The organism is Gordonia sp. HS-NH1, assembly GCF_001418765.1.
Lineage (GTDB): Bacteria > Actinomycetota > Actinomycetes > Mycobacteriales > Mycobacteriaceae > Gordonia.
Window position 1 is genome coordinate 71,746 of record NZ_LIYC01000020.1, and the last position, 11,130, is coordinate 82,875.

General features: G+C 69.2%; 8 protein-coding genes. 6 read left to right on the forward strand and 2 right to left on the reverse strand.

Annotated elements, in window-relative coordinates:
• Window positions 1-62: 62 nt before the first annotated feature.
• Window positions 63-1,010, reverse strand: coding sequence for a hypothetical protein (locus tag AMD30_RS14885; protein WP_055476135.1), 948 nt, complete (start codon window positions 1,008-1,010; stop codon window positions 63-65).
• 40 nt (window positions 1,011-1,050) lie between these two features.
• Between AMD30_RS14885 and lspA the strand changes: the two genes are divergently transcribed.
• The 5 genes from lspA to AMD30_RS14910 all read left to right on the forward strand — a co-directional run bounded on the left by lspA (window position 1,051) and on the right by AMD30_RS14910 (window position 8,429).
• On the forward strand, window positions 1,051-1,704 hold the full coding sequence (gene lspA / locus AMD30_RS14890) for a signal peptidase II (RefSeq protein WP_231632730.1): 654 nt from the start codon (window positions 1,051-1,053) through the stop codon (window positions 1,702-1,704).
• The gene (locus tag AMD30_RS14895; protein WP_055476137.1) at window positions 1,697-2,623 is read left to right on the forward strand and encodes an RluA family pseudouridine synthase; all 927 of its coding nucleotides are present in this window, start codon (window positions 1,697-1,699) and stop codon (window positions 2,621-2,623) included. The genes lspA and AMD30_RS14895 overlap by 8 nt, the downstream gene beginning before the upstream one ends.
• A gap of 61 nt (window positions 2,624-2,684) precedes the next feature.
• Complete coding sequence (locus tag AMD30_RS14900) at window positions 2,685-4,256, forward strand: serine/threonine-protein kinase (protein WP_055476138.1); 1,572 nt, start codon at window positions 2,685-2,687, stop codon at window positions 4,254-4,256.
• Window positions 4,257-4,475: 219 nt separating this feature from the next.
• A complete protein-coding gene (gene dnaE, locus AMD30_RS14905; RefSeq protein ID WP_055476139.1) occupies window positions 4,476-8,018 on the forward strand; it encodes a DNA polymerase III subunit alpha in 3,543 nt (1,180 codons plus the stop codon).
• A gap of 141 nt (window positions 8,019-8,159) precedes the next feature.
• On the forward strand, window positions 8,160-8,429 hold the full coding sequence (locus tag AMD30_RS14910; protein ID WP_055476140.1) for a hypothetical protein: 270 nt from the start codon (window positions 8,160-8,162) through the stop codon (window positions 8,427-8,429).
• Here AMD30_RS14910 and AMD30_RS14915 read toward each other — a convergent pair.
• Entirely contained in the window at window positions 8,372-9,358 is a 987-nt protein-coding gene (locus AMD30_RS14915; protein ID WP_055476141.1) for an SMP-30/gluconolactonase/LRE family protein, read from the reverse strand. The two genes, AMD30_RS14910 and AMD30_RS14915, sit on opposite strands and share 58 nt — an antisense overlap.
• A 232-nt stretch (window positions 9,359-9,590) precedes the next feature.
• Here AMD30_RS14915 and ilvA point away from each other — a divergent pair, with 232 nt between their 5' ends.
• Complete coding sequence (gene ilvA, locus AMD30_RS14920; RefSeq protein WP_055476142.1) at window positions 9,591-10,967, forward strand: threonine ammonia-lyase IlvA; 1,377 nt, start codon at window positions 9,591-9,593, stop codon at window positions 10,965-10,967.
• Window positions 10,968-11,130: the final 163 nt, after the last annotated feature.

An 11,130-nucleotide genomic window follows, 5' to 3' on the forward strand; every position in this document is an offset into this window, starting at 1 on the left:
GCACAGCATGATCCGCGGCCCCGTGTCGCCGACGCCTGTCGGTGACCCGGGGCCGTCGGCGTTCAGCGCCAGGTGACGGACAGTCCGGTCCGCTGTACCAGCGGCCGGCTCGGGTCCGCGCCGACCAACTCGCGGGCGCCCCGATAGGTGGCCTCGCCGGCGATGGGCAGCCCGCGGGTCAGGTCGACGGTCACCGACCCCTGACCGGTGTAGCTGTATCGGCTGATGGTGAGGCTGTCACTGCCGCCGGGGATCGCGAACACCGAGTTCACCGGGGTCTCGTCTGCGGTGTACTCGATGGTCAGCCGGTTGCCGTCCCAGGCGGTGAGCCGTGCCTCGATGGTCTGGGTGACGGTCGCCGCGGCCGCGATCACCCGCTCGCTCCGCCACGTCGCACCCACCGCGATCGGTTCGGTCGGGAGCACGACCGCCGCGTTGAACGCCGACACCAGCGCCTGCTCGACCGCCAGTCGTGCCTCGCCGCCGGCCGGCTCCGGCGGCGCGATCCGCAGGGACACCGGCGCCAGGCCCGGACCGAGCGTGAGACCGGCTCTCGCGCCGGCCATCGCCGACAGTTCGTCGTTCAGGGTCGTGTCGGGGGATGTGACCGTGCCGAGGTCGAGTTCGAGGTCGGTGGGATCGGCGCACCCGAACCGCGCGGTCAGTGGCATCTCGACGGTCTGGGCGTCCGAGGTGCCCGGTGACGCCACCTCCGAGGTCGTCACCAGGGTCACCGACTGGGCGGTGGCGACGTCCGGCGCAGTCGTCGGCACGCGGCGCTCCCCGGTTCCCGCGTCGACGATCGTCACCGTCGCCGGTGCGATCGGGACCGGCGCCGCACCGGCGGCGCGGGACGGCGAGTCGGTGCTGCAGCCCGCCGATGTGCTCGCCGCCGGAGCGCCGGGCGTCTCGTCGGGACCCGATGCGCATCCCGCGACCAGTACGGACAGCGCGGTCACCGCCCCGATGGACGAGACGACGGACCGGAGGCGACGGGGATGCGGGGACACGGGTAGCCAGCGTATTCGACGTGTCGTGGACAATGATGCTGTGGATGACCAACCCCTGACGGATCGAGAGCACGTGGACCCGCACGACCGTGTCGAACCCGGGGCCGACCGCCGACCCGGCGACACCGACGCCGCCGCACGTCCCGGCCGCCGGGTGCCGAAGGCGACGATCGTGGTGCTCGGCGTCGCGCTGGTGATCTTGGGCCTCGACCAGCTCACGAAGTCGATCGCGGTCGCCACGATCGACCCGATGCGCCCGGTGGAGATCATCGGCGACTTCGTCACCCTGCGTCTGGTCCGCAACAGCGGCGCGGCCTTCTCCATGGCCACCGGATACACCTGGGTGCTGTCGATCATCGCCCTGGTGGTCGTGCTCGTGATCATCCGCTACAGCAGCCGGCTGCGCTCCTGGTGGTGGGTGGCGGGTCTGGCCCTTGTGCTCGGCGGCGCCATCGGCAACCTGACGGACCGCATCTTCCGTGCCCCGCAACCACTTCAGGGCCATGTCGTCGACTTCGTGTCGGTGGGGTGGTGGCCGGTGTTCAACGTCGCCGACTCCGCCGTGGTGTGCGGCGCGATCCTCCTGGTCGTCCTCTCCGCGCTCGGTTTCGACTACGACGGCACCCGCACGGGCTGGGCGGCCCGCCGCGAGCAGCGCGATCCCGCCGGCACCGAGGGCGGCGCGCATGCGTGAATCGCGGTTCCTGCCGGTGCCCGACGGCCTCGACGGGATGCGCGTGGACGCCGGTGTCTCCCGGATGCTCGGGCTGTCGCGCACCGTCGTCGCCACCCTGGCCGAGGAGGGCGACGTCGTCGTCGACGGCGTGGCGGTGGGGAAGTCGCACAAACTCGCCGCGGGCACGATGCTGCACGTCACGCTGCCCGAACCGGAGGAGCCGCTGCGCGTCGAGCCGACCCCGGTCGAGGACCTCGAGGTCATCTACCACGACTCCGACATCGTCGTCGTCGACAAGCCGGTGGGTGTCGCCGCGCATCCCTCGCTGGGCTGGAGCGGCCCGACGGTCATCGGGGCCCTCGCGGCCGCGGGTTTCCGGATCTCGACCTCGGGAGCGCACGAACGGCAAGGGATCGTCCACCGTCTCGATGTCGGCACGTCGGGGGTCATGGTGGTCGCGGTGTCCGAACGGGCGTACACGTTGCTCAAGCGGGCGTTCAAACAGCGGACCGTACACAAGGGTTACCACGCGCTCGTCCAGGGGCACCTCGATCCGCCGTCGGGGACCATCGATGCGCCGATCGGCCGCCACCGCGGCAACGACTGGAAGTTCGCGGTGACCGCGAACGGCAAACCGAGTGTCACCCACTACGACACCCTGGAGATGTTCGCGTCGGCGTCGCTGCTGGACGTTCACCTCGAAACCGGTCGCACACACCAGATCCGGGTTCACTTCTCGGCCCTTCACCATCCGTGCTGCGGTGATCCCACGTACGGCGCCGATCCGGTGCTGGCCAAGAAGCTGGGTCTGGAACGCCAATGGCTGCACGCGCGGTCGCTCGGGTTCGCCCATCCGGCCGACGGCCGACAGGTGGAGTTCACCTCGTCATACCCCGAGGACCTGCAGCACGCGCTCGAGGTCCTGCGCGCAACCTGATGCCTCGCGCGACCAGGCCGTTCGATCGACTATTTCCGAGACACACCGCTAGATTGGGGGAGTGCTCGAGCCGGGAACCCTCGTCGCCGGGTACCGCGTCGAACGGGTACTCGGCAGCGGCGGCATGGGTGCGGTCTTCCTCGCCCGGCATCCGGAGCTGCCCCGGTACGACGCCCTGAAGGTGCTGAAGGCCTCGGCCGGGCTCACGGACAGCAACTTTCGCCGGCGGTTCCTGCGTGAGGCGGAGGTCGCGGCCACGCTCGACCACCCGAACATCGTCACCGTGTTCAACCGCGGACGTGCGAGTGTGCCGGTGGCGTCGAGGCCGGACAAGTCGGCGGAGGCCGATCTGCTCTGGATCGCCATGCAGTACGTCCCGGGAACCGACTGTGCGCGCGAACTCGCCGGACGCGGCCGCCTCGCCCCGCGTCGCGTGGTGCACATCGTGTCGGAGGTGGCGCGGGGGATCGACCACGCCAACCGGCGCGGACTGCTGCACCGCGATGTGAAACCCGCCAACATCCTGCTCGCCGAGGTCGACGATGATTCGTCGTTCGACGAGCAGCGGGTCCTGCTGACCGACTTCGGGGTCGCCAAACTGTCCGACGAGACCGAGGCGCTCACCTCGGTCGGCACGGTCCTCGCCACGCTGTCGTACGCGTCCCCGGAGCAGCTGACGGGTCGTCGACTCGATGGCCGGACCGACCAGTATTCGCTGGCGGCCACCACTTTCCACCTGCTCACCGGGCGCGTGCCCTTCGACGACCGCGACAACGGCGCCGTCATCGGAGCACATCTGAAAGAACCCGTACCGCGGGTTTCCGAGCTCGTACCCGGACTCTCGCCCGACGCCGACGCGGTCATCGCGCGTGCGATGGCGAAGTCCCCGGACGAGCGCTTCGCCAGCTGCCGGGAGTTCGCCGACGCGCTGGCGACGGGTCTGCGGAACGTGCGGCCGAGGTCGGCCGCCGACCTCGACGCGGAGACGGTTCGCGGCCTCCCCGGTCGGATGGCCGGCGGCGCCGTCCCGGGTCCGCGCGCGCCGGACATGCCCGGACGGTCCGACCGGCCGACACCGCCGCCCGCCGGTCGCGCCGCGACCCCCGACCGACCACCCGCGGAACGTCGATCACGGCCGGGGCCGGCCGAGCCCCGCCGACCCGGGCCCGGCCGTCCCGCGGCGAACGTTGACCCGGCACATGAAGCGACGCAGCGCGCGGCCCCGGCGCGCGGCGGTCCGCCGAACGCCCCACCGGGTGCCGCCACGCCGCCCTCCGGCCCCGCGCCGGGCTCGCGGGTGCCCGGGCGCGGCCCGAGATCGAGGCCGACGACCGGTGCCGATCCGGCGGTGTGGCAGCATCCGCCGTCGAATCCGTTCCGGCAGAGCAACGACCACCTGCGGCCCGACCGGAGCCGCCTGGGCGGCGTCGGCCCGACACCGGCCGGCACCCCGCCGCGCGGCCTGGATGCCGCGGGACCCGGCGGGCTGCCCGGTCAAGGTCCCCGGGGCTGGGCCGGGCCGGCGGGTCCGACTTCATCGACGCCGTCGTCGTCGAACCGGTTGCCCATCGTGCTGGCGATCGTCGCCGCGGTGTTGCTGGTCGCGATCGTCCTCGTGTTCATGGCCCTGTGAGCGCGGTGAGCGAACCGGCTCCGCTACCACAGCTGTCCCATCCGTCACGACGCGGAGTGGGAGCCCGGCGGTGTCGGTGCACGCGCCTAGAGTGGACCCGGACTCGGACCCGCCCGACCGCCTTCGGGCGCACTCTCCCGGGTGCCGATGACCGCCGACCGAACCGACATCTGACGACTGACCCGACATCTACCGACTGATCTCGACAGAAGAGGCGCCGTGACGGACTCGTTTGTACACCTGCACAACCACACCGAGTACTCCATGCTCGACGGTGCGGCGAAGGTGTCCCCGTTGTTCGCCGAGGCCAAACGTCTGGGAATGACCGCGATCGGCATGACCGACCACGGAAACATGTTCGGCGCCAGCGAGTTCTACAACACTGCGGTCAAGAACGACATCAAGCCGATCATCGGCATCGAGGCCTACATCGCCCCCGGCTCACGATTCGACACCAAACGAATCCAGTGGGGCACCCGCGATCAGAAGAGCGACGACGTCTCCGGCTCGGGTGCCTACACCCATATGACGATGGTCGCCGAGAACGCGACCGGGCTGCGCAACCTGTTCAAGCTGTCGTCCCTCGCGTCGATCGAGGGGCAGCTCGGCAAGTGGTCGCGGATGGACGTGGACCTGATCGCCGAGCACGCCGAGGGGATCATCGCGACGACGGGATGCCCGTCCGGTGAGGTGCAGACCCGGCTCCGGCTCGGCCACGACCGCGAGGCGCTCGAGGCCGCGGCGAAGTGGCAGGAGATCTTCGGCAAGGACAACTTCTACCTCGAACTCATGGAGCACGGGCTCGAGATCGAGCGGCGTGTGCGCGACGGTCTGCTCGAGATCGGTCGCAAGCTGGGCATCAAGCCGATCGTCACGAACGACTGCCACTACGTGACCAAGGAGCACGCCGCGGCGCACGAGGCGCTGCTGTGCGTGCAGACCGGCAAGACCCTCTCCGATCCGACCCGGTTCAAGTTCGACGGCGACGGTTACTACCTGAAGTCCGCGGCCGAGATGCGCGAGCAGTGGGACTCGATCGTCCCCGGGGCGTGTGACAACACCCTGGAGATCGGCGAGCGCGTCGAGTCCTACAAAGAGGTCTTCACCCACCGCGACCGGATGCCGGTCTTCCCGGTCCCCGACGGCGAGACGCAGCAGACGTTCCTGCGCAAGGAGGTCGCGAAGGGACTCGCGGAGCGCCGTTTCGCCGGCACCGAGGTGCCCGAGGAATACCTGCAGCGCGCCAACTACGAACTCGACGTCATCATCCAGATGGGGTTCCCGGCCTACTTCCTCGTCGTCGGCGACCTCATCCGCCACGCTCTCGAGGTCGGCATCCGGGTCGGCCCGGGCCGTGGCTCGGCGGCCGGTTCGCTCGTGGCCTGGGCGCTGGGCATCACGAACATCGACCCGATCCCGCACGGCCTGCTCTTCGAGCGGTTCCTCAACCCCGAGCGGGTGTCGATGCCCGACATCGACATCGACTTCGACGACCGTCGTCGAGGCGAGATGGTGCGGTACGCGACCGACCGGTGGGGCAGCGACAAGGTGGCCCAGGTCATCACGTTCGGCACCATCAAGACGAAGGCCGCGATCAAGGACTCGGCGCGCGTCCAGTTCGGTCAGCCGGGATTCGCGATCGCCGACCGCATCACCAAGGCGCTGCCGCCGCCGATCATGGCCAAGGACATCCCGGTCTGGGGTATCACCAACCCCGAACACGAGCGCTACAACGAGGCCGCCGAGGTCCGCACGCTCATCGAGACCGATCCGGACGTCAAGAAGATCTACGACACCGCGATCGGACTGGAGGGTCTGATCCGCAACGCCGGTGTGCACGCGTGTGCGGTGATCATGTCCTCGGAGCCGCTGACCGACGCGATCCCGGTGTGGAAGCGCGCGCAGGACGGCGCCATCATCACCGGCTGGGACTACCCGTCGTGTGAGGCGATCGGCCTGCTGAAGATGGACTTCCTGGGTCTGCGCAACCTCACCGTCATCGGCGACGCCCTGGAGAACATCAAGCTCAACCGGGGAATCGATCTCGACCTCGACTCGCTGCCGCTCGAAGACGAGAAGACCTACGAACTGCTCGCCCGTGGTGACACCCTCGGGGTGTTCCAGCTCGACGGCGCCGCCATGCGCGAACTCCTGAAGATGATGCAGCCCACCGGGTTCGAGGACATCGTCGCCGTGCTCGCGCTGTACCGTCCCGGCCCGATGGGTGTGAACGCCCACACCGACTACGCCAAGCGCAAGAACGGTCTGCAGGAGATCCGGCCGATCCATCCCGAGCTGGAGGAGCCGCTCAAGGAGATCCTGTCGGAGACCTACGGTCTCATCGTCTACCAAGAGCAGATCATGCAGATCGCGCAGAAGGTCGCCGGGTACTCGCTCGGACAGGCCGACCTGTTGCGTCGCGCGATGGGCAAGAAGAAGAAGGAGATCCTCGACGAGGCCTACGACGGCTTCGCGGAGGGCATGCGCAACAACGGTTTCTCCCAGGCCGCGATCACCGCGCTGTGGGACACCGTCCTGCCGTTCGCCGGCTACGCGTTCAACAAGTCGCACGCCGCCGGCTACGGGCTGGTGTCCTTCTGGACCGCGTATCTCAAGGCGAACTATCCCGCCGAGTACATGGCCGGCCTCCTGACCTCGGTCGGTGACGACAAGGACAAGGCCGCGATCTACCTGGCCGACTGTCGCAAGCTCGGGATCACCGTGCTGCCGCCCGATGTCAACGAGTCGCAGCGGAACTTCGCCGCGGTCGGCAAGGACATCCGATTCGGTCTCGCCGCGATCCGCAACGTCGGCTCCGGCGTCGTCGGTTCGATCATCTCGGCGCGCGAGGAGAAGGGGAAGTTCACCAACTTCTCCGACTACCTCGGCAAGATCGACGTCACCGCCTGCAGCAAGAAGGTGACCGAGTCGCTGATCAAGGCGGGCGCCTTCGACTCACTCGGACACCCGCGCAAGGGTCTGTTCCTCGTTCACGGGGAGGCCGTCGAATCGGTCATCGGAACCAAGAAGGCCGAGGCGATCGGACAGTTCGACCTCTTCGGCGACGCCGGCGGTGCCGACGACTCGATGGCCGAGGTGTTCGCGGTCAAGGTGCCCGAAGAGGAATGGGACACCAAGCACAAGCTCGCCATCGAGCGGGAGATGCTGGGGCTGTACGTGTCCGGCCATCCGCTCAGCGGCGTCGAGCACGCGATCGCCGCGCACACCGACACCTCGATCTCGACGCTCCTCGAGGGCAACGTCGCCGACGGCGCCCAGATCACCATCGGCGGCATCATCTCGTCGGTGACCCGGCGGGTGAACAAGAAGGGCGAGCCGTGGGCCGCGGTGACCCTCGAGGACATGGTCGGTGGAGTCGAGGTGTATTTCTTCCCGCGGGCCTATGTCGCGTACGGGATGGACATCGTCGCCGACAACATCGTCCTGATCAAGGCGCGCGTCAACCTGCGCGACGACAGCATGATGATCAGCGCGAACGATCTGGCGGTGCCGGATCTGGAAACCGCGGGGGCGACCAAACCGGTGGCACTGACACTGTCGGCGCGACTCTGCACCCCCGACCGCGTGGCGGCGCTCAAGCAGGTGCTGACCCGGCATCCCGGCATGGCCGACGTGCACGTGACGCTCGTCAGCGACAAGCGGCAGACCCAGCTGAAACTGACCGAGTCGTTGCGTGTGGCCCCGAGTTCGGCCCTCATGGGCGACCTCAAAGCCCTCCTGGGGCCCAGCTGTCTGAGTTGACGCGGCTGAAGTGAGGGTCGCCTGCTCGACCGACTTCACCCGGCCGTGACTCAGGATTCGGGTCGCCGAACATTCTCGTTCGTTCTGCGCTACACTCGACGGCACGTCCAGCGCACCCGGCCAGCGAGGGAGTGATCCGACATGGCGACTCTGATCGACGTCGACCCCGGTCGTCCGGCATCGCGGCAGCCCCGCACCGTCGATGTCCTGGGTGCGCAATGGCCGGTCCACAAGGCACACGCCGTCGCCGCCGCGGTCGTGGTGGCACTGGTCAGCCTCGTTCTTCTCGGCTCACTCGCGGTCACCGCCTGGGCGAGCGGACTGACGCTGCTCGCGGTGTGGTGGGGCGAGCGCTACCTGCCGGGGACGGCGGCCGTCGCGCCGGCATCGAACCCGCCGGGGATCTCGTAGATCCGTCCGTCGAATCCGGCGCGGAAGAGACGTCCGGCCGAGAATCCGCGGTCGCCTCGTCCGTAGGACACGATGCTCGAGGTCGGTAGGCCCGTCGCGAGCACGCAGTAGCTTCCGGGCGCCGTCACGCGCACGATCTCACCCGTCGCGTTGAACGGCACCACAGGTCGGTCGCGTGAATCGAGGGTCAGTCCGTCCGGCGTCGATGGCGCACCCACGGTGAGCAGGTTCTGCACGACACGCGGATTCGCGGTGGAGATCCGGCTGACGCCCGGGTTCACGAAGGTCCTCGACACGTACAGCCACCCGTCGCCGCGTCCGAGAACTGCTCCGTTCGCGCTCGGCAGCGCTCCCCAGGCGGCCTGCACGGCGCCGGTGGGGCTCACCCGACCGATGAGATTGCCGAAGTCGTTGGTGGCGTACACATTTCCGCGCGCCGACACGTCCATCCCGTTGGCCGCCGAGAGTCCCGTCACCCAGGGCCGCAGTGCGCGGGTGTTGATGTCGAGCCGGGCGATGGATGCGTGTCGCAGCGCGTCGCCCACGAAGACGCGCGGGTCGGCGCCGTATCCGACCAGCAGGGTGCCGCCGGGGGTCCACGCCAGCGCGCCCGCTCCGCTCCCGCCCGGCACGCGTGCGATCGGAACCGCAGGTGCGCCCGGTCCGGCCAGGCGATACACGCGACCGGTGATCAGGTCGGTGGTGTAGAGGCGTCCGGCGGCGTCGACGGTCAGGCCCTCGAGCGCCGCGCCGGGCACCGACCCGACGAGTCGCGCCGGCTGCCCGGCACCCGCGCACACGGGGGCGGCCGCGGCCGGGGCGGGGTCCACGGCGGCGCCGAGCCCGACCGCCAGGGCGGCGGCTGCTCCGAGCGCGGCCAGTCGCGACAGGCGTCGCGTGCGGGGTGGGAAGGTTCGACGAGCTGTCATGGCTGCTCCCTGGTCGGTGAGGCTGGTCGCCGTCGGCGATGGCTGGGCGAGACGGTTGTCGGGAAGATTCCCGTCCGGCTCGCTGTCAAACGCACCCGTCCAGTGTTACGCCATCGGGTGCGCGAATGTGCCGCGATGCGATTCATCCGGCGCCGCGATGCCACCACCCACGACGCGGTCGCGGACGGGCGTCGGAACCCGCGACATCGGATCACCGGCAGACAGTGAGAACATGGCTGTCGTGAGTACGCACCACGTCCCGGTCCATCAACAGGCGTTGTCGGTAGACGCGATCGAAGCCGCGTCGATCCGTATCGCCGACGCGGTGGCGCGTACCCCGCTCGAGATCTGCCCGCGGCTGTCCGCCGACACCGGGGCCGAGATCTTCCTGAAGCGCGAGGACCTCCAGGCCGTCCGTTCCTACAAACTGCGCGGTGCCTACAACGTGATGGCGCAGCTGTCCGCCGAGGAGCTGTCGCGTGGCGTCGTCGCGGCCAGCGCCGGCAATCACGCCCAGGGGGTCGCGTTCGCATGCCGGAGCATGCAGGTGCCCGGACGCATCTATGTCCCGACCACCACGCCCAAGCAGAAACGAGATCGAATCCGTTGGCACGGTGGTGACTTCGTCGAACTCAAGGCGGTCGGCGACACCTACGACGCCGCCGCGGCCGCTGCTCAGGACGACGTGATGCGTACCGGGTCCGCGTGGATTCATGCATTCGACGACCCGCGGACCGCGGCCGGTCAGGGGACCATCGCGCACGAGATCGTCGAACAGCTCGGTCGTGTTCCCGACGTCGTGGTCGCACCGGTCGGCGGCGGGGGATGCCTGGCCGGGATGGCCACCTATTTCCGCGGCCTGTCCGAGGACGTCACGATCGTCGGTGTCGAACCGACCGGCGCGGTGTCGCTGAGCGCCGCCCTCGTCAACGGGGGACCGGTGACCCTCGCCGAGATCGACCCGTTCGTGGACGGGGCAGCGGTGAAGCGCATCGGGGCCATCGGGCACCGGGTGCTGTCGGAGATGGGCGCGACCGTGACCGACCACCCGGTGCTGGCGAGCATCACCGACGCCCCGGCCGCACGCGTGGTACTCGACGAGCGTCACGCGCCCGTGCCGGGAACCGCGCACATCACCCACGTCGATGAAGGCGCCATCTGCTCGGCGATGCTCGAGCTCTACCAGAACGAGGGCATCATCGCCGAACCCGCGGGGGCGCTCGCCGTCGCGATCCTCGACAAACTGCAGCTGCCCGCGGACTCCACCGTGGTGTGCCTGGTCTCCGGCGGCAACAACGACGTGTCCCGGTACGGCGAGATCATCGAGCGCTCGCTGGTGCACCGGGGACTCAAGCACTACTTCCTGGTCGACTTCCCACAGGAGCCGGGTGCACTGCGGCGTTTCCTCGACGAGGTTCTCGGACCCGATGACGACATCACGCTGTTCGAGTACGTGAAACGCAACAACCGGGAGACCGGCGCCGCCCTCGTCGGCGTCGAGCTGGGACACCGCGACGGGCTCGGCGATCTGATGGACCGGATGGCCCATTCCAGACTCCACTGCGAGCGGCTCGAACCGGGTAGTCCGGCGTACGCCTACCTGACCTGAGAGCCGGGGCCGCGAAACGCCGGCGTCGACCATTCGGATGACTCACCAGACCACGGGAACATTCGCGTCCGGTGCCGCCTCCAAGTACATGAACCGCCCAGAGGCACTGCACCACCACAGCGCCTCGTCACTTGGAAGGACAACCCCATGAGCACCGAGATCC

What these genes read in the sequence shown, in the direction of transcription:
- AMD30_RS14895 (WP_055476137.1), top strand. Translation starts at nt 1,697, where the DNA reads ATGCGTGAATCGCGGTTCCTGCCGGTGCCCGACGGCCTCGACGGGATG.
- AMD30_RS14910 (WP_055476140.1), top strand. Translation starts at nt 8,160, where the DNA reads ATGGCGACTCTGATCGACGTCGACCCCGGTCGTCCGGCATCGCGGCAG.
- AMD30_RS14915 (WP_055476141.1), bottom strand. Translation starts at nt 9,358, where the DNA reads ATGACAGCTCGTCGAACCTTCCCACCCCGCACGCGACGCCTGTCGCGA.
- ilvA (WP_055476142.1), top strand. Translation starts at nt 9,591, where the DNA reads ATGGCTGTCGTGAGTACGCACCACGTCCCGGTCCATCAACAGGCGTTG.